Origin of the sequence: Streptomyces sp. NPDC002209 (genome assembly GCF_042890265.1) — a bacterium.
Lineage (GTDB): Bacteria > Actinomycetota > Actinomycetes > Streptomycetales > Streptomycetaceae > Streptomyces.
On record NZ_JBIARX010000001.1, the window covers coordinates 550,383 to 569,122 of the forward strand.

16 protein-coding genes and 1 pseudogene are annotated in these 18,740 nt (G+C 73.3%); 8 read left to right on the top strand and 9 right to left on the bottom strand.

Annotated features, from left to right (window positions below; all coding sequences use genetic code 11):
• Position 1 precedes the first annotated feature (1 nt).
• Complete coding sequence (locus ACFYXK_RS02530) at positions 2-856, bottom strand: MaoC/PaaZ C-terminal domain-containing protein (protein ID WP_389409468.1); 855 nt, start codon at positions 854-856, stop codon at positions 2-4.
• Positions 857-1,170: 314 nt separating this feature from the next.
• On the opposite strand from ACFYXK_RS02530, the gene ACFYXK_RS02535 reads away from it, so the two are divergent.
• Positions 1,171-1,587 (top strand): DNA-binding response regulator, encoded by a 417-nt coding sequence (locus ACFYXK_RS02535; RefSeq protein ID WP_389409834.1) that lies wholly within the window; start codon positions 1,171-1,173, stop codon positions 1,585-1,587.
• 118 nt (positions 1,588-1,705) lie between these two features.
• Positions 1,706-2,134, top strand: coding sequence for a hypothetical protein (locus ACFYXK_RS02540; RefSeq protein ID WP_389409469.1), 429 nt, complete (start codon positions 1,706-1,708; stop codon positions 2,132-2,134).
• Here the strand turns inward: ACFYXK_RS02540 and ACFYXK_RS02545 are convergent.
• The 7 genes and pseudogenes from ACFYXK_RS02545 to ACFYXK_RS02575 all read right to left on the bottom strand — a co-directional run.
• Complete coding sequence (locus tag ACFYXK_RS02545; RefSeq protein WP_389409470.1) at positions 2,067-2,660, bottom strand: hypothetical protein; 594 nt, start codon at positions 2,658-2,660, stop codon at positions 2,067-2,069. The two genes, ACFYXK_RS02540 and ACFYXK_RS02545, sit on opposite strands and share 68 nt — an antisense overlap.
• Positions 2,661-2,704: 44 nt before the next feature.
• Positions 2,705-3,904: a lipid-transfer protein gene (locus ACFYXK_RS02550; RefSeq protein ID WP_389409471.1), complete on the bottom strand. Its 1,200-nt coding sequence runs from the start codon at positions 3,902-3,904 to the stop codon at positions 2,705-2,707.
• An 11-nt stretch (positions 3,905-3,915) separates the two neighbouring features.
• A complete protein-coding gene (locus tag ACFYXK_RS02555; protein ID WP_389409472.1) occupies positions 3,916-6,048 on the bottom strand; it encodes an acyl-CoA dehydrogenase in 2,133 nt (710 codons plus the stop codon).
• Positions 6,049-6,127: 79 nt separating this feature from the next.
• Positions 6,128-7,693 (bottom strand): serine/threonine-protein kinase, encoded by a 1,566-nt coding sequence (locus ACFYXK_RS02560; protein ID WP_389409473.1) that lies wholly within the window; start codon positions 7,691-7,693, stop codon positions 6,128-6,130.
• Entirely contained in the window at positions 7,690-9,258 is a 1,569-nt protein-coding gene (locus ACFYXK_RS02565) for a serine/threonine-protein kinase (RefSeq protein ID WP_389409474.1), read from the bottom strand. The genes ACFYXK_RS02560 and ACFYXK_RS02565 overlap by 4 nt, the downstream gene beginning before the upstream one ends.
• Before the next feature lie 3 nt (positions 9,259-9,261).
• Positions 9,262-9,450 carry a DUF397 domain-containing protein gene (locus tag ACFYXK_RS02570; RefSeq protein WP_389409475.1) on the bottom strand — a complete coding sequence of 63 codons (189 nt, stop codon included), beginning with the start codon at positions 9,448-9,450 and terminating at the stop codon, positions 9,262-9,264.
• Positions 9,410-9,766, bottom strand: a pseudogene (locus ACFYXK_RS02575) (Scr1 family TA system antitoxin-like transcriptional regulator); the annotation flags it as partial. The pseudogene ACFYXK_RS02575 and the gene ACFYXK_RS02570, both read right to left, overlap by 41 nt.
• A 503-nt stretch (positions 9,767-10,269) precedes the next feature.
• Here ACFYXK_RS02575 and ACFYXK_RS02580 point away from each other — a divergent pair.
• From ACFYXK_RS02580 to ACFYXK_RS02605, 6 genes are all read left to right on the top strand, one after another.
• Positions 10,270-11,100, top strand: a complete 831-nt coding sequence (locus tag ACFYXK_RS02580) for a polyprenyl synthetase family protein (protein WP_389409835.1) — start codon at positions 10,270-10,272, stop codon at positions 11,098-11,100.
• A gap of 282 nt (positions 11,101-11,382) precedes the next feature.
• Positions 11,383-12,024 carry a class I SAM-dependent methyltransferase gene (locus ACFYXK_RS02585; protein WP_389409476.1) on the top strand — a complete coding sequence of 214 codons (642 nt, stop codon included), beginning with the start codon at positions 11,383-11,385 and terminating at the stop codon, positions 12,022-12,024.
• A gap of 167 nt (positions 12,025-12,191) precedes the next feature.
• Positions 12,192-13,148 carry an N-acetylmuramoyl-L-alanine amidase gene (locus ACFYXK_RS02590; RefSeq protein WP_389409477.1) on the top strand — a complete coding sequence of 319 codons (957 nt, stop codon included), beginning with the start codon at positions 12,192-12,194 and terminating at the stop codon, positions 13,146-13,148.
• Between the two features lie 134 nt (positions 13,149-13,282).
• On the top strand, positions 13,283-14,092 hold the full coding sequence (locus ACFYXK_RS02595; RefSeq protein WP_389409478.1) for a hypothetical protein: 810 nt from the start codon (positions 13,283-13,285) through the stop codon (positions 14,090-14,092).
• A gap of 156 nt (positions 14,093-14,248) precedes the next feature.
• Positions 14,249-15,259, top strand: coding sequence for an LLM class F420-dependent oxidoreductase (locus ACFYXK_RS02600; protein WP_389409479.1), 1,011 nt, complete (start codon positions 14,249-14,251; stop codon positions 15,257-15,259).
• A 176-nt stretch (positions 15,260-15,435) separates the two neighbouring features.
• Entirely contained in the window at positions 15,436-18,174 is a 2,739-nt protein-coding gene (locus ACFYXK_RS02605) for a PKD domain-containing protein (RefSeq protein ID WP_389409480.1), read from the top strand.
• A gap of 74 nt (positions 18,175-18,248) precedes the next feature.
• Here ACFYXK_RS02605 and ACFYXK_RS02610 read toward each other — a convergent pair whose 3' ends face one another.
• Positions 18,249-18,674: a hypothetical protein gene (locus ACFYXK_RS02610; protein ID WP_389409481.1), complete on the bottom strand. Its 426-nt coding sequence runs from the start codon at positions 18,672-18,674 to the stop codon at positions 18,249-18,251.
• Positions 18,675-18,740: the final 66 nt, after the last annotated feature.

An 18,740-nucleotide genomic window follows, 5' to 3' on the forward strand; every position in this document is an offset into this window, starting at 1 on the left:
GTTACGCGTGTTCGACGACGGTGTCGGCGAGGACCGGCGCGTCGTCCCGTTCGACGGCGGTCACCGAGACCCGGACCCGGCCCGGCTCCTGCCACATCCGGATCCGCAGGGTCTCGCCGGGGAAGACGATCCCGGCGAAGCGCGTGCGGTAGGCGCGGACCCGCGAGACGTCCCCGCCGAGCGCCGTGTCGACGACGGCCTTGAGGGTCATCCCGTACGAGCACAGGCCGTGCAGGATCGGCCGGTCGAAGCCGGCCAGCTTGGCGAACTCGGGGTCGGCGTGCAGGGGGTTCCAGTCGCCGGAGAGCCGGTACAGGAGCGCCTGCTCCTCACGGATGTGCCGCTCCTCGACCCGGTCGGGCGCCCGCTCGGGCAGCTCGGACGTGACGGAGGGTCCGCGCTCGCCGCCGAACCCGCCTTCTCCCCGTACGAAGATCTGCGCGTCGCTCGTCCACAGCGGCCCGTCGGCGTCCGCGACTTCGGTGCGCAGCACGATCACCGCGGCCTTGCCCTTGTCGTAGAGGGCGGCGACCTTGGCGGAGGAGGTGGCGCTGCCCTTGACGGGGATGGGCCGGTGCAGCTCGATGGACTGGCCGCCGTGCAGGACGTGGGCGAGGTTGACCTCGATCCCGGGGGCGGCGAGGCCGCCCATCATGGCCATCCCGGCACCGGCGACGGTCGCGAAGCTGGGGAGTACGTGGAGTTTGGACTCGAGGGTGTAGCGCAGCTCGTCGGGGTCGGTGGCAGGGATGCCTGCGCCGAGGCCGAGGTGGTAGAGCTGGATGTCCTTGTGGTCCCAGGCGATGCTCCCCTGGCGGGGGTCTGCGGCGAGGGCCCTGGCGGCATCGATCGGCATTGAGGATGCTGCTCCTTGTTCGGTTCCCGTTGTTTCTGCGTGGAAGACCTCGGTGCGGTCGTCCGCACCGTCGGCCGCACCGAGGTCGTTTGCGGGACCGGCCACCTTCTAGAACGCGTTCTAGGTCGGACCGGTGAGGGAATGTATAACGCACGCCCCAGCAGTTGGGAAGACTCCTGACTCCACGTCAGGATGACGTTCGACGGGGCGTGTTGCCGAAGCCTCGGAGGGCGGGCGCGGCGAGGTGCGGTGGCGGGCGGCGTGGAGGCGTGCCCCACTTCCCCCAGGCCGCTTAGGGTGACGGGGTGGACGAGATGCCCCGGAATTTCCGTACGACGAGGTCGTTGCGGGTCCTGCTGGCGGAGGGTCCGGGCACGTCGGCCGGCGCGCTGGCGGTCCTGCTCGGGCTGGAGCCGGACCTCGACGTGGTCGCCCGGGTCGCGCCCGGTGCAGACGTGGGCGCGGCGGCGCTGACGGCCTGCCCGGCGGTGGCGCTGTTGGACGCGGACCGGCCCGACGTGCTAGCCGAGGTGGCGGCGGTGTGCGGCGAGGCCCCGGAGTGCCGGGTACTGCTGCTGGCCGGGTCGGCCCGGCCGGGCCTGGTCGAGGGGGCGCTCGCCTCGGGGGCGGCGGGGGTGGTGCTGCGGGACGGCCCTCCCGGAGCGCTGGCCGACGCAGTCCGCCGCGCCGTGACGGGCGAGGCGGTCACGGACCCGACGTTCGAACCGTAGCGCGGCCGGGCGGGGCGGTCGTTCCCGGCCACCGATTGACGGATTCCACCGCAGCGCGCCCTCCGGGTGCCGGACCAGGATGGGACGCCCTTCAACCTAGCTGCGTGGAGACGGAATCATGCGCGTATCCGCCCTGTCCGCCACCGTCGTACTGGTCGCCGCCGCGCTCACCGCGGGCGCCGCCCCGGCCATCGCCGACGCCCCGGCCGGCCCGGTCCTCAGTGTCCCGCTGGAGGCCGGCAGCGGCCTCCACCGCAACACCGGAACGGTGGTCTACGAGCGCGTCGACGGCGAGGTGAACTCGGTCAGGATCATCTCGGTCAGCATCACCAGCGGCGAGCGCGACTGCGCCTGGGTGTCGTGGAACGACCCGCACGACCCGAACGGCTGGTCCAACCTGACCAGCGAGCCGTCCTGCAACGGCACCGGCCTGGGCGAGTCGCCCGACCGGATCATCAAGGCGCCGGCCGGCCATCCGCTCAAGGTGCGCCTGACCGCCACCCACCCCGGCTCCGACCTGGTGCACAAGGACGTCGAGAAGCTCTGACCGGCCCGGGCGCTACGAGCGGTCGCCGGCGCGCGCGGGCGAGGGCGGCCAGCAGGTCGCTCTCGCCCGGGACCGCGAACAGGCGCTTGGGCAGCACCACGAGGCAGGTCCGGCGGCGCGCGCGGCCCACGAACACGTGCAGCCGCGGCGTCTCGTGGTACCAGCGGACCTCGTCCCACGCGAGCCGCATCGACTCCCCGCCGCGGAACGCCGTGATGCCCTCCCGGTCCACCACGGCCCGCTTCTGCTCGGCGGCCCGGCCGGAGCGGAAGCCCAGGGCCACCGTCAGTCGCGGCAGGACCAGCAGCACGACCAGGCCGTACGCCACCGCCATGCCGAGGGAGACGGGGTGCACGGTCAGGCCGTCCGGGGACGGCGACACGCTCGCCGCGGCCAGGAAGACCGTGCCGAGAGCGGCCACCGCGCGCCCCCTGCGGAGCAGCCCGGCGGCCTTGGCGGCCTCGTTGTACTCGTCCCGGGTCACGTTGCCGGTGACGCTGAAGGACGTCTCGCGTATGTCGCTCACGGGGGCGGAGCCTATCCCTCCACCCCCGTGGGCCGCGGAAGCGGTCAGCGGCGCAGCAGGGTCACCACCGCCGCGCCGCCCAGGCCGATGTTGTGGGCCAGGGCGACCCGGGCCTGCGGGACCTGGCGGGGGCCGGCCTGGCCGCGCAGCTGCCAGACCAGCTCCGCCGCCTGCGCCAGCCCGGTGGCTCCCAGGGGGTGGCCCTTCGAGATCAGGCCGCCCGAGGGGTTCACCACCCACCGCCCGCCGTACGTCGTCGCGCCCGACTCCACCAGCTTCCCGCCGCCGCCCTCCTCGCACATGCCCAGCGCCTCGTACGTCAGCAGCTCGTTGATCGAGAAGCAGTCGTGCAGCTCGATGACGTCCACGTCCTCGATGCCGAGCCCGGAGGACGAGAACACCGCCCGCCCCGCCGCCGCCGTCATCGGCTTGCCGACCACGTCGATGCACGAGCCCGAGGCGAACGACTCCTGCGTGTCCGTCGTCATCGCCTGCGCGACGATCTCCACCGCCTCGTCGTGCAGGCCGTGCCGGACGACGAACCGCTCCGAGACGACCACCGCGGCCGCCGCCCCGTCCGACGTCGGCGAGCACTGCAGCTTCGTCAGCGGCTCGTGGATCGGCTTCGCCGCCAGGATCTCCTCGACCGTGTACACGTCCTGGAACTGCGCGTTCGGATTGTTCGCCGAGTGCCGGTGGTTCTTCGCGCCCACCGCCGCCAGCTGCGCGGCCGTGGTCCCGTACCGCTCCATGTGCTCGCGTGCCGCGTTCCCGAAGATCTGCGCGGTCGGCGGTGACATCTCGAAGCCGTGCGCGGCGGCCATGATCCCGTAGTGCCGGGCCACCGGCGAGGTCTTGAAGGAATCGTCAGCGGCTCCGCCGTCCGCACCGCCGCCCAGCGCCCCGCGCTTCATCTTCTCGAAGCCGAGCGCCAGCACGCAGTCGCTGATCCCGCCCTCCACGAACTGCCGCGCCATCATCAGCGCCGTCGACCCCGTCGCGCAGTTGTTGTTCACGTTGTAGACCGGGACCCCGCTCAGCCCCAGCTCGTACGCGGCCCGCTGCCCGGCCGTGGAGGCCTGGAAGCAGTACCCCACCGGCACCTGTTCGACCTCCGCGTACGAGATCCCCGCGTCCGCGAGCGCCGCGGTGCCGGCCTCCTTCGCCATGTCCCAGTACTGCCAGTCCCTCGACTCCGGCTTCTCGAACTTCGTCATGCCGACGCCCACGATGTACGACTTCATCACTGTGCCCTTCAGTCCCTGGGGAGGCCGAGGATCCGCTCGGCGACGACGTTGAGCTGGACCTGTGTGGTGCCCCCGGCGATGGTCAGGCAGCGGGACATGAGCATCCCGTGCACGGCCCGCTCCCCCGCCCCCTCCCGTACCGCGCCCGCCGGGCCCAGCAGTTCGAGCGCGAGCTCGGCGGTCCGCTGCTGGTGCGGGGTCTGGACGAGCTTGCGTACGGACGCACCCGCGCCCGGCTCCAGCCCCGACACCTGCTGGAGCGTGGTGCGCAGCCCGATGCAGGCCAGGGCGTGCGCCTCGGCGGTGAGCGCCCCGATCCGCGCCCGGTACGCGCCGTCGAGCTCCGCCGAGCGGGCGATCAGCGCCTCCAGCCCCGTGTCGAAGGTCATCTGGTCGGCCATGTGGACGCGCTCGTTGCCGAGCGTGTTGCGGGCGACCTTCCACCCGTCGCCGGGCGCGCCGACGAGGGCGTCCGCGGGCAGCACGACGTCGTCGAACCAGACCTCGTTGAAGAGGGCCTCGCCGGTGATCTCCTTGAGCGGGCGCACGTCGATCCCCGCGGTGTTCTTCATGTCGACCACGAAGTAGCCGAGCCCCTTGTGCTTGGGGGCGGCCGGGTCGGTCCGGGCCAGCAGGATCCCGAAGTCGGCGCTGTGCGCGGAACTCGTCCACACCTTCTGTCCGTTCACCTTCCAGGAACCGTCCGCCGCCCGCTCCGCCCTGGTCCGCAGCGAGGCCAGGTCCGAGCCCGCCCCCGGCTCGGAGAAGAGCTGGCACCAGGTGATGTCCCCGTGCAGGGTCGCCGGCAGGTAGCGCTCCCGCTGCGCGTCGCTCCCGTAGGCGAGCAGCGAGGGCACGACCCAGGTGGCGATCCCGAGGTCGGCGAGCCTGACCCCGGCCGCGCGCAGTTCCTGCTGGACGACGAGCTGCTCGACGGGCCCGGCGCCGAGCCCGTAGGGCGGCGGCAGGTACGGGGCCGCGTACCCGGTGGGGGCCAGGATCCGGCGGGCGGCCGCCGGGTCGAGACCGCGCGCGTCCTCGACGGCGGTACGGGCCTTCGCGCGGTGGGCCTCCGCCTCCGCGGGCAGGTCCAGGCGCAGCTCGCGCCGGGCTCCGGCCGCCGCCAGGCGGACGGCCCGCAGGCGGTGCCCGTCGCCGGGCCCGAGGAGCTGGCGGGCGACGAGGGCCCGGCGGAGGTGGATGTGCGCGTCGTGCTCCCAGGTGAAGCCGATCCCGCCGAGGACCTGGATGCAGTCCTTGGCGCAGGAGTAGGCGGCGTCGAGCGCGCTCCCGGCGGCCAGTGCGGCCACGAGCGAGCGCACCGGGGCCGGCTCGTCCATCACCTGGGCGGCGTCCCAGGCCAGGGCGCGGGCCTGTTCCAGGCGCACCAGCATGTCGGCGCACAGGTGCTTGACCCCCTGGAACTGCCCGATGGGCCGGCCGAACTGCTCGCGCACCTTGGCGTACTCGGCGGCGGTGTGCAGCGCCCAGGCGGCGGTGCCGCAGGCGTCGGCTGCGAACAGGGCGCAGGCCAGGTCCCGGACCAGGGCCGCGTCCAGGCCGAGCAGCCGGCCGGGCGGCACGGTGACGGCGCGGGCCCGCACCTGGGCGGTGGGCCGGGTCGGGTCGGCGCTGTCGTGCGTACGGATGTCCAGTGCGGCGGCGTCCACGGCGAACCAGCACGTGCCGTGCGCGGCCTCGGCGGCGAGCAGGACGAGGTCGGCCTCCCCGGCGCCGAGCACGGGGGGTGCCTCGCCGTCGAGCAGGTACCCGCCGCCCGGGGCGGCGACGGCGGTCAGGGTCCCCGGGCCGAGGGCGACCGCGCCGACCCGCCCCGCGAGGGGTTCGGCCCCGGCCCGGTCGAGCAGTACGGAGGCCAGTGCGCTCGGCAGGAACGCCCCGGGCAGCGCCGCCCGGGCGGCCTCCTCGACGACCACGGCCAGGTCGAGCAGGGTGCCGCCCTCCAGGTGCGGCTCGAGCAGCCCCTGCGCGGCCATCGCGTCCCAGTAGGCGGGCCGCGCTCCGGTCTGCGGCGGGGTGTCGAGCAGCTTGCGCACTTCCTCGGGTGGCACGGCCCGCGCCACCCAGCCCCGTACGGCCCCGGCCAACTCCCGCTGTTCCCCAGTGATTCCGATGCCCATGCGCGGCAGGCTAGAACACGTTCCATTCTGACGGAAGGTCAGAACGAGAACGTGTTCTCCCTCGATGGAACCGGCCGGCTCAGCGCGGTACGGCCGCCAGCGCGGCCCGGGCGATCTCCTTCGCCTCGGTCTCGCAGGTCGCGGCGGGATGCTGCGGACCTGCGAGGGTCACCCGCACCAGGAGGTTGCCGTCGCTCACGCCCAGCGCGCAGGTGTGCGCGGCCCCCGGAGGCGACCAGGAGGCCCCGTCCCCCACCCCGAGACCGGTCTCGGGCCGCCCGCTGCTCAGGTTGAACCGCGTGCGCTCCGTCCCGCTGCCCGCGACGCGGCCGCTGCGCTCCACGGACCAGCTGACGGACGCGTGCGGCTTCGGCTCCTCCTCGCCGGCGAACGCGTCGAAGGCCGCGACCCAGTCACAGGCCACGTACGACTTCACGGGTGAGTCGTTGTCGCCGCCCCGGCGCATTTCCTGCTGCGGCAGCGGCAGCTTCCCGGCCGTCTCCGAGCAGAGCGGCACGCTCAGGTACCGGTCCGCCTCGGCCGGCGGCGGCTCCTCCAGCGCGCGCAACCCGTACGTCAGCCCGGCTCCGGCCGCCACGAGGACGCCCGCGGCCAGCAGCAGGTTCCGCGGGCGCAGGCGCAGCCGCCCGCCGCGCGGCGCGTGGGCCCGCTCCGGGCGGACCGCCGCCGCGGTGGCGGTCGCGGTCGCAGCGTCCGGGTCCACGCCCGGGCCCCCGGGCGCGCGGGCCGCGCCGTCCGGGTCCCGGAGCAGGGCGTCGATCTCCTCCTGCTGGGCGGCGGCCATCCGCTCGACCGCGGGCGGCCACCGCGCGGCGCCGGCCGCGCCGGTCAGACCCAGGATCTCGGCCGGGGACGGCCGGGCCGACGGGTCCTTGGCCAGGCACCGGGTGACGAGCTCGCGCAGACCCGGCGGGAGGCCGAGGAGGTCGGGTTCGGCGTGCACGACGTTGTACAGGGTCAGCACCACCGTCGCCGCCGCGAAGGGGCTGCGGCCCGTCGCGGCCAGCGCCAGGACGGACCCGAGGGAGAACACGTCGCTCGCCGGGCCCAGTTCACCGCCCTCGGCCTGCTCGGGCGACATGAACGCGGGCGAGCCGATCACCGTCCCGGCCCGGGTCAGCTCGGTGACCTCGCCGGGCCGGGCCACCCGCGCGATCCCGAAGTCGATCACCCGCACCCCGTCCCGGGCGAGCAGCACGTTGTCGGGCTTGACGTCCCGGTGCACCAGCCCCGCCCGGTGGATCTCGGCGAGGGCCGTCGCCAGCCCGGCGGCGAGCCTGCGTACGGTCTCCTCGGGCAGCGATCCGGCGCTCTCCACCGCGGCCCCCAGCGAGGGCCCGGTCACGAACACCGAGGCCAGCCACGGCGCCTCCGCGTCCGCGTCGGCATCCAGGACCGCGGCCGTGAAGGCGCCGGACACCCTGCGCGAGGCGGCGACCTCCCGCCGGAACCGGACGCGGAAACCGTCGTCGTCGGCGAGCCGGGCGTGCACCTGCTTGACGGCGACGAGCCGCCCGTCCGGTGCGGCGCCGAGCAGCACGCGGCCCATGCCGCCCCGGCCGAGCTCGGCGAGCAGCCGGTACGGTCCCGCGGTGGCCGGATCGGACTCCTTGAGCGGTCTCATCGGCTCCCCACCGACTCCACGACCGAGGCGGCGAGCTCCCGGGTGACGGCCGCACACGTGCCGGTCGGGTAGCGGGGGCCCGTCACGGAGACGTGGAGCACCATGTTGACGTCCCGTACGTACAGACGGCAGTTCGGAAACCTGTCGTCCTTGGGCGGCGGCTGCCACAGACCCTCGTCGGCGAACCCGAGGTCGATGTCACGCCGGGTCTTGCCGGGTTCGTGGAAGATCTCGAGGCGCTTCTTCGCCCGCTCGGCCCCGGTGCGCCCACCCTCCTCGGTCGAGAAGAACGTCCACTCCGCTTCGATCTCGTCACCGGTCCGGTTGGTCCAGGTGCAGCGGGCATAGCCCGAGCCGGACTCGTCGACCGGCCCGAACCCGGCCGGTTGGTCGAAACCGGACGGCACGCGCACCTTGTCCCGGACCTGTTCACAGGACGGGGGCTTGGCCGGGTACTTGTCCTGCTTCTGCGCCAGCCCTGCCGACCGGACGTCCGATATGAAGTCGCGGTAGGTGTCCACGAGGTACGGCCGCCCCACGGTCAGCCCGGCCACGGCCACGACGCCCGCCACGGCAACCGCCACGATCAGCGGCCGCGGCCAGCGGCGGCGCCACAGGGGGACCGCTTCGGGAGCCGTTCCCGGAGCCGTTCCGGGCCCCGTTTCGGGACCCGTGCCGGGAGCTGTGTCGGGAGCCGTGGCCTGGCGCAGCAGCGCGCCCATCACGACCAGCTGGTCGTGGATCAGCGTGTTCACCGCCTCCGGCCACGGCCGCGCCGACGGCGTCAGCCCGCCGACCCTGCTCAGCAGCTCGCGCGGGGTCGGCCGGTCTGCCGGGTCCTTGGCCAGGCACCACGCGATGACCTCGCGCAGGCGGGGCGGTACCCCGCTCAGGTCCGGCTCGGCGTGCACGACCTCGTGCAGGATCCGCGGCACCGAGCCCGCGGCGAACGGCGCCTTGCCCGTACAGGCCATGACGAGGGTCGCCCCGAGCGAGAACACGTCGCTGGCCGGGGTGAGTTCCTGCCCCAGCACCTGCTCGGGCGACATGAACGCGGGCGAGCCCATGAGCGAGCCGTCGTGCGTGATCCGCGTCTGGTCGCCGACCGCCCGCACGATGCCGAAGTCGATGACCCGTACGCCGTCCTCGGCGAGCAGCACGTTGGACGGCTTGAGGTCCCGGTGGATCAGGCCGGCCCCGTGTACGTCGGCCAGGGCGTGCGCGAGCCCGGCGGCCAGCCGGCGCACCGCCTCCTCGGGCAGCGGCCCGGCGGCCTCCAGGGCCTGGTTCAGCGAGGGCCCCGGCACGAACTGCGAGGCCAGCCACGGCGTCTCCGCGTCCGGGTCGGCGTCGATCACGGCCGCGGTGTAGCCGCCGGCCACCCGCCGCGAGGCGTCCACCTCGCGGCGGAACCGAGCCCGGAACCCCTCGTCCCCGGCCAGCTCGGCATGCACCTGCTTGACCGCGACGTACCGCCCGTCCGGCCCCACCCCCAGCACCACCCGGCCCATCCCGCCCTGGCCGAGCACTGCGACCGTCCGGAACGGCCCTATGCGCTGCTCCACTCGCTAGAGCGCGCCGACGAACGCAGCGAAGGCGACGGGACCCACGGTGAAGGCGGGGCCTTCGGGGTTCTTGGAGTCCCGGACGGCGATCCGGCAGGGCTGCGAGGCGACCTCGACGCACTCGCCACCCGTGTCAGCGCCGTACGAGGACTTACGCCACCGCGCGCCCGTCAGCTCCTGGATGGTGTCCATAACGCTCCTCCATTACGCGGGCGATCCGTGCCGCCGAGTCCTCCACGGAGAGAGCGGCGGCCTGCAAATGATCGTAACGGAGCGAACCCTCCCTGAGAGCCTGCGGATTGGCCGTCACATGGCCCTGCGCGAAGTCCTCGGCGTAGACGATGTCCGGGTCGTCGTCGAAGCGCAGCACGTTGAACGAGCCCATCAGACCCGCATGGGCGCCCGCCTCGAAGGACAGGATCTGCACCTTCACCCACTCTCGCCTCCTCAGGTCCAACAAATGGGCGAGTTGGTTCCGCACGACCTCCCGGCCGCCGATCTCCTGATACCTGGCCAGTCGGGGCCTGGCCGGGCTGGCCCACGCCGCCGAGCTGGCGCTGACCGAGCTCGTCTCCGATGTCGTCCGGCACGTCCCCGGCCGGGCCTGCTCGGTGCTCATCCTGTGCGGGCCGGGCGGGCCGGGCGGGCTGCGGGTCGAGGTGGCGGAGCCGACGGCCACCGGGAAAACGGTGTGGTTCGAATGCGACGGACTCCGCACCGAACCGGCGCGAGCCAAAACCGGCCAAGTCCGGAAATCGCTCTAGATCCCCTCAGTACCAAATGATCCAATCTGGGGCGTTAACGCCGACCCCATTTCACTCAGGAAGGAAATCGCCTGTGAATTGCGTAACGTACGCGGACCTGCACCGGCAAGTCTCCTTGGACATCGAGGCGGAATTGGCGACCGCCCTCTTACGCCTTGCCCCGGCCTCGGGTAAGGGCGCCGCCAGGAGCGCGGTGAGCAGACTCCTGCGGCATCAAAAACTGAGGCATCCCCTGTCCGTGCTCCCGATGATGGTGCATGCCATCGAGACGGGGGATCCCGGGCCGGCCGTCCCGCTGTCCGCCGTGCACGTGCTGTGGTGGACCTCGGCCTGCTACCTCGATGACCTGGCCGACGGGCACGGCACGACCGCCTCCGCCAGCCTGAGCCAGAACGAGGCGCTGCTCGCCGCGATGCTCAGCGGGGCAGTGCTCCCGATGCAGATCGTCCGGTCCCTCCCGGTGCCGGCGGCGGTCCAGGGCGCCTTGACGGCCGAGATCGCGACCGGCTGGGTGGTGGGCACCGAGGGGCAGCTGAACGACATCGACGGAGATGCCGACGGCGCCACCCGGAACTCGGTGATCGAGGCCTACCGCGGGAAATCCGGCGGGCCGTTCTCGATGATCACGGCGATGGCGGCGTTATTGTCGGGCGCGAGTGACGAAAGAGTAGAACTGTGGCGGGAGTTCGGCTACATATTCGGCATCCTGTGGCAGTTGTTCAACGATCAGGAAGACATCCTGTCCGGCCGCAATGAGGATCTCCTCAACGGGACGGTCACTTATCTCCTCACCTGCGTCCTCGATGACGCCGCCACGCCCCGGGCCCGGCGGGAAGTCCTCGGCTGGTGCGCCGCCGCGCGGAATTCCGAGGAGGCGCGCGCCGAGCTGACCCGCCTCCTCCTCGCGCCGGCCGCGCTCGAGAGGTACGCCGCGGACCTGGACGGGTTCCGCATCGAGGCGCACCGCCTGCTCACCGCCCTGGGCGGCGACGAGCACCACGTACCGGGCATGCGGCATCTCGTGGACCACGCGGCGCGGATGCTCCTGCGGACGCACCTCGTCCCGGCCGCCGTGTAGGCCTGCAGGCCGCCGTCCCGGTCGGATCGATGCCGCACGGCCTGAGGTCGGGGGCGGTGTGCACCACGTCGTACAGCGTCTGAAGGGTGCGTCCCCAGGGGACGCACCGGCCGGGGTCCGGGCCGGGCCCGGGGAGACGGTGAAAGGGCGGGGCGGGGAGACGGCCCCGCGCAGCGGCACCACCCCGCCCCCGGAGGGCCCCGGCATGGTGCCCTACCAGCCGGTAAGGCACCATGGGCCGCCCAAGCCCAGCCCACCCCCACCCCGCCCCCGGAGGAACACATGGCCACCCCCAAGCCGGAGACCCTCGCCGCCTTCGAGGCCGCCAAGGGGTTCATGCCCGTCCGCGAGGGCCTGGCCCTGTACGAGGCCGCCGCCGCGGCTGCGGCCCTGGGGCTGCCCCTCCTCGAGGTCGGCACGTACTGCGGCCGCTCCACCATCCTGCTGGCCGACGCCGCCCGCGAGGCCGGTGTGGCCGCCGTCACGGTCGACCACCACCGCGGCAGCGAGGAGCAGCAGCCCGGCTGGGAGTACCACGACCCGACCGTGGTGGACCCGGAGGTCGGGCTGATGGACACCCTCCCGACCTTCCGCCGCACCCTCCACCGGGCGGGCCTCGAGGACCACGTCATCGCGATCGTGGGCCGCTCCCCGCAGGTCGCCGCGGCGTGGGGCGGCAAGCTCGGCCTGGTCTTCATCGACGGCGGCCACACCGACGAGCACGCCACGGGCGACTACGAGGGCTGGGCCCCGCACGTCGCCGAGGGCGGCACGCTCGTCATCCACGACGTGTTCCCGGACCCGGCCGACGGCGGCCAGGCCCCGTACCGGATCTACCTGCGCGCCCTCGCCTCCGGCTCCTTCGAGGAGGTCTCGGTGACCGACTCCCTCCGCGTCCTGCGCCGTACCGCCCCCGGCATCTGACGCGGCCGGACCCGCAGCCCCGGGGGGGGGGCCGGGGGCCGAAGTGCCGGGTCGGCGGCACGGCAGAGCCCCGGGGGACATCCAGGCATATAACGGGATAACCACACCACGCCCCCGGATGGCCCACGGTCCGCGCCGCCGGCCGGCGGCCGGTCTAGCATCGCGACGTGCCCTACGACGACAGTCCCCCATCCCCCGAGTCCGCCTCCTCGGTCAGCCCGGAGCGGCGGTGGTTCGCACGCCGCTCCGGCCTCGCCGTCGGAGCCGCCGTGCTCGCCCCGACCGCCCTGGCGGGGTGGGTCCTCGTACAGGTGACGACCGGAGCGGGGGCGGACGACGCCCGCCCGCCCCGGATCGTGATGCCGGCCGCCTCCCCCACGGACGCCGCGGCGGCGACCCCGAGCTCCACCCCCGCCGAAGGCCCCACCACGAGCCAGAGCCCCACCAAGGGCCCGCTCGCCGGCAAGACCGTGGTCATCGACCCCGGCCACAACACCGGCAACTTCAAGCACACCTCCGAGATCGACAAGAAGGTCGACATCGGAACCAACCGCAAGGAGTGCGACACCACCGGCACCACCACGAACTCCGGCTACATGGAGGCGGAGTTCACCCTCGACGTGTCCCGCCGGCTGCGGACCGTCCTGGAGGCCAAGGGCCTGAAGGTGGTCCTCACCCACCAGGCCGACCGCCCCTTCGGCCCCTGCATCGACGAGCGCGCCCGCATCGGCAACGAGGCCGCAGCCGACGCCGTGGTCTCGGTCCACGCGGACGGCGTCTCCGAGGGCAACCGGGGCTACCACATCATCCTCCCGGCCAAGGTCAAGGGCGGCGCCGCGGACACCGCCAAGATCGTCGTCCCCTCGCGCGACCTCGGCGAGCGGATCGCCTCGAACTTCGCCCGGACCACCGGCTCGGCCCCCGCCAACTACCTCGGCAGCGGAACCGGATTGGTCGTCCGCGACGATCTCGGCGGACTCAATCTCTCGACACGGCCCAAGGTGTTCATCGAATGCGGCAACATGCGTGACACCAAGGACGCGGCATTGCTGACGAGTCCGGAGTGGCGACAGAAGGCAGCGCAGGGCATCGCGGACGGCATCGTCGGCTTCTTGGGCGGGTAGTCCCACCGGGACAGCCTGCCGCCCCGATCCTCTCGGCCGCGGGGAACCTCCGTACCATGGTCCCGCCCGCCCCGCTCCTGAACGTGCGACCGCGGCACCACGAGACGACCGAGACCGAGAAGGACACCTAAGACGTGAACATCCGCTCCCTCACTCGAGGCGACGGCGTGGTGATCGGAGCAGCGGCGCTGCTGTTCATCGCCTCGTTCCTCGATTTCTACTCCGCGACCGGCCTCGACCTGCCGAGCGTGTGGGACACCGACGTCTACCGTCTGGCGCTTCCCACCATCTTCCTGCTCGGCTTCATCGCGGCCGGTCTGATCATCGCGGCCCGCTTCCAGCCGGAGACCCGGAAGCTCGCGGGCCTGCCCCTGGGCGCGTGGGGGACGGTTCTCGCGGTTGCGGCGGCCTGGTCCTCCCTCTGGTCCCTGATCACCAGCCCGAGCGGCGCCGACCTCGGCGCCGGCTGCATCATCGCCTTCCTGGCCACCCTCGCGCTGGCCGGTGTGGCCGTCGCGGGCGCCAAGGTCCCGGCGCTCGCCGGCCCGCTGGTGCCGGAGGCCAAGCCCGTCGCCCCCGCGCCGTACGGGGCGCAGCCCCAGCCCGGCACCGGGTACGGCTACCCGGGCGGCCAGCAGCCGCAGCCGTACGGGGCCACCCCGCAGCCGGTCCCGCCCTACGGCGGCAACGCGGTCCCGGCTCCGGCCCCGGCCCCGCAGGACCAGGCGCCCGCCCCGGCGGGGGACTTCACCCCCTTCTGGTTCGCCGTCCCGGTGGCCCGCCCCCTCTTCCCCGAGGACGGCTCCCCCACCCCGATCGCCGAACTCGCGCCGGGCACCTGGTACCTGGCCGTGGATCAGCGCGGCCCCGCCACGCTGATCGCCCAGACCCAGGACGGACGCCGCGGCGTCCTGAACGACACCTCGGGCATCCAGCGCGGCTGACCCCGCGCCCGACGGCCGGTGCAGCGCTCCGACGGCCCCCCGCCCTTCCGGGCGGGGGGCCGTTGCCCTACAGTCGCCTGACGCATCGTCAGATACGGCTGTGGCGCGGCGCGCACGGCGCCACCACGCCACCACGGCATCGCGGAGGGGACGTACATGCGCCTCGGACTCGCACTCGGCTACTGGGGCCGCGGCCCCGACCCGGCCCACCTCGACCTCGCCATCGAGGCCGAGAGCCTCGGCTACGACTCCGTGTGGACCGCCGAGGCCTGGGGTTCGGACGCCTTCACCCCGCTCACCTGGATCGCCGCGCACACCTCGCGGATCCGCCTCGGCACCGCCATCGCGCAGATGGCCGCCCGCTCCCCCACCGCCACCGCCATGCACGCCCTGACCCTGGACCACCTCTCCGGCGGCCGGATGATGCTGGGCCTGGGCCTCTCCGGCCCCCAGGTGGTCGAGGGCTGGTACGGGCGCCCCTTCCCCGCGAGCCCGCTCACCGCGACCCGCGAGTACGTCGACGTCGTCCGCCAGGTGCTGCGCCGCGAGGCCCCCGTCGCTCTCGACGGCCGCTTCCACCAGCACCCGTACCGCGGGGAGGACGGCACCGGCATCGGCAAACCGCTGAAGCCCATCACCCACCCGCTGCGCGCGGACCTGCCGCTCCTGCTGGGCGCGGAGGGCCCGAAGAACATCGCCCAGACGACCCGGATCGCGGACGGCTGGCTGCCCCTGTACTGGTCGCCGACCCGCACGGACGTCTACCAGGCCTCTCTGGCCGACCTCCCCGAGGGCTTCATGATCGCCCCGATGGCCCGCGCCAAGGTCTGCGACGACGTCGCGGAAGGCCTCCTCCCCGTCAAGGCGATGCTCGGCTTCTACATCGGCGGGATGGGCCACGCGGCCCGCAACTTCCACGCCGACCTGATGGCGCGGATGGGCTACGAGGAGGAGGCCCGCCGCATCCAGGAGCTGTTCCTCGCCGGCCGCCGGGAGGAGGCAGTCCTCACCGTCCCCGACGAGTTCGCCGACGAGATCTCCCTGATCGGCCCCCGCGAGCGGATCGCCGAACGCCTCGACCTGTGGCGCAAGGGCCCGGTCACGGACCTCCTCCTGACGGCCCCGGACCCCCACACCCTCCGCGTCCTGGCCGACCTCAACAACTAGGGGCTCCGATGTGACGATCGGAGATGACAGCGACTGGCCGAAAGTGGATGATGATCCATGCCGCTACGGGTTTCGCGTGCGCCCGACTGCCGCCCGGGGGAACTGGCCGCATACAGGTCGCGAAGCGCCGCACCCGTGGCGAACCATCTCGTCATCTGCTCGAAGGAACCCTCCTGGTGCGTGCCACTCGCGCGACCGTCCTGCTGACCGCGGGTCTCGTCGCTGTTCTCGGGATGCCGGCCGCCGCCGCGGCCGACACCCCGTCCACGCTCTACGTGGACAACTCCTACCTCCCCAACTGCTCCGATACCGGACCCGGTTCCGAAGACACTCCGTTCTGCACGATCGCGGCGGCCACCAAGATCGTGCAGCCCGGCCAGACCGTGCGGATCGCCGCGTACAAGCCGTACGACGAAGCGGTCACCATCGACCGCTCCGGGGAGCCGGGCAAGCCCGTCACCATCGTCGCCGGGCCGAACCCCGGCAGCCTCTCCCAGGTCAAGGGCCTCGACGTCCAAGGCGCCTCCCACGTGGTGGTGCGCGGACTGCGTTCCACCGGAGGGGTCCGGGTCAACCGCTCCACCGACGTCGAGCTGGACCGGATCACCAGCATCTCGACGACCGACCCCGCCTCCGTCGTCATCGGCTGGGGCAGTGCCGACGTACGCATGAGCAGGAGCTACCTGCACAACCCCGTCCAGATCGAGGGCGGCTCCCGGAACACCGTGCTGAGCCGCAACCAGATCCGCGGCGGCATCACGGCGGCGGTCGACGCGGTCTGGGGCCCGGGCACCATCGTCACCAACAACACCCTCTACCTCAGCTGTGATGCGGGCGTCTCCTTCCGCGGCGCTTCCACCGGTTCCGGGGCGTTCAACAACCTGATCTTCAGCACCACCCCCAGGTCCTGCAACAACCCCGGCCCGCGCAGCGGCATCCTGGTGGGCCAGGACTCCACGAGCGGCACCCGCGCCGACCACAACCTGCTGGCCGGCTTCCCGGCGGACGGGGTGGTCCCGTACAAGTGGGCCGAGACCGTCCACACCACCGCGGCGGCGTTCCATGCCGCGACCGGCCAGGGCGGGCACGACATCCTGACCCCGACGACCTCGGACGTCGGCCCGTGGATGCGCTCGCCCACCGTCGACTCCGGTGACCCGACGGCGCCGGGCGTCCTGCCCACCGACTACAACGGGTACCCGACGACGGACGACCCGCGCGTGCCCAACACGGGCAAGGACGGCGGTTTCATAGACCGCGGCGCCCACGAGTCCCAGGACGAGGTGCGCGGCGTCCAGCTGGACATCCCCCAGAGCTGGGCCCCGGTCGGCACCACCGTCCAGGTGAAGGCCGTACCGGACAACGACTGGCCCGGAACGCTGACCTACCGCTACGACTTCGGTGACGGGACGGCTCCGGTCGTCACCAAGTCGGCCACCGCCGAGCACGTCTACCAGTCGCCCTGCGCCTGCACGGTCAGCGTGAAGGCGATCACCGCCGCGGGCAAGGAGGCCTACCGCCAGCAGCCGGTCAAGGTGACCCCGGCCGCTCCGCTGACCACGGCCTTCACTGCGCAGCCGTACCTGCCGAGCGCGAGCGACCCGAACCAGCTCGTGACCCCGCTGTCCATCGAGGTCGACCCGCGGACCGCCGCCGCGCCCTGGCCGGTCGTGCAGACGGACGTGGACTTCGGTGACGGCGCACGGGACCTGCACGGGGGTCTGGACCCGGTCCAGCACGCCTACAAGCAGCCCGGCACGTACAAGGTGACCGTGACCCTCACGGACATCAAGGGCGCCACCTCCACCGCCGAGCGGACGGTGCAGGTCGCCTACACCCCGGCCGGCTACGTCGCGGTCGCCCCGCAGCGCATCCTGGACACGCGGACCACCGGCTCCCCCGTCCAGGGCGGTACCGCCACCCCGGTCGACGTTCCCGTCCACTACTACGGCTCCGGCCCGCACCACACGGCCGGCGCGTCAGCCGTGGTCCTGAACGTGACCGTCACCGGAGCCACCGAGGAAACCCACCTCAGCGTCTGGCCCTCCGGCCAGCCCCGCCCGGTCACCTCGAACGTCAACGTCAAGGCGGGCGGCACCTCCTCCAACACCGTCACCGTGCCCATCGGCGCCGACGGCAAGGTCTCCGCGCAGCTCAACTCCGGCAAGGCCGCGCTCATCGTGGACTTCGTCGGCTACTACCAGCCGAACACCGGGCAGCGGTTCACCCCGCTCGCCCCGACCCGCGTCGTCGACACCCGCACCACCGGCGGCGCGCTGGGCGGCGGTCAGACCCGCACCGTCAAGGTCGCCGGCGTCAACGGCATCCCGGCCGACGCCACGGCCGTCGCCCTCAACCTCACCGGCACCGGCGCGACCGAGAACAGCCACGTCATCGCCTACCCGGAGGCAGACAAGCGCCCGACCACCTCGAACCTCAACCTCGAACCCGGCAAGGACAAGTCCAACCAGGCCATCGTCCCCGTCGGCCCGAACGGCACCATCACCCTCTACACCAACACCGGCTCCACCCACCTGGTGCTGGACGCCGTCGGCTGGTACGGCAAGGACGGCAAGGCCCTCTTCACGCCCGTCGTCCCGCAGCGCCTCGCCGACACCCGCGCCACCGGGAAGCTGGCCCCCGGCGCGACGACCACCGTCGCCGGGATCCCGGCGAACGCGGTCGGTGCGGCCCTGAACGTCACCGCCACCGAGACCACCGGCCCCGGCTTCCTCACCGTGTACGGACACGGCGGCGCCCGCCCCGAGGCCAGCAGCCTCAACACCCGGGCCGGTGAAACCGTCCCCAACCACGTCACCACCCCGGTGGCCGACGGCCGCGTCACCGTCTGGAACAGCTACGGCGGCAGCAACCACGTGATCACGGACCTGTTCGGCTACTTCACCCAGGGCTGACCCGACCCGCAGCGCCCGCAGCACACCGGAGCCCCGGCCACCGCGCACACCGCGGTGGCCGGGGCTCCGGCGTTTCAGGGGGACGGGGTGTCGCTGTCCGGGGCGGCCTGGGGCACGGCCTCCAGGAGCTCTCGCAGATCCAGCGGCATGACGGCGATCTCGATGCTCCCGCCGCCCCCGCCGGCCTCGCCGGTCCCGTACGTGCAGGCCACGATCCGCGATCCGGGGTTGATGGACATGCCCTCCTTCACGGACGGCGCCCGCACCCCGGTGGCCCGGCCGCCGGGCAGCGGTACGGGCTCACCGCGCCGGGGCACCCAGCGGGCCCCGCCCGGGCCGGGGAACACCCGGCCCGTCCGCCAGCGGCCCGCGCCGGCCGGATGCCGGGCCATGCACGGGATGCCGTCCGGGCTCCCGGCGGCGACCCGCTGCCGGTGTCTGCGCCGGAAGAGCCACCCGACGCCGGCGGCGGCGGCCGCGAGGGCCAGGAACTCGATCATCCGCCCATTGAAGCAGGCGGGCAGACCGGCAGGCCGGACGGGCGGCGCTGCCCGGCCGGCCTGCGG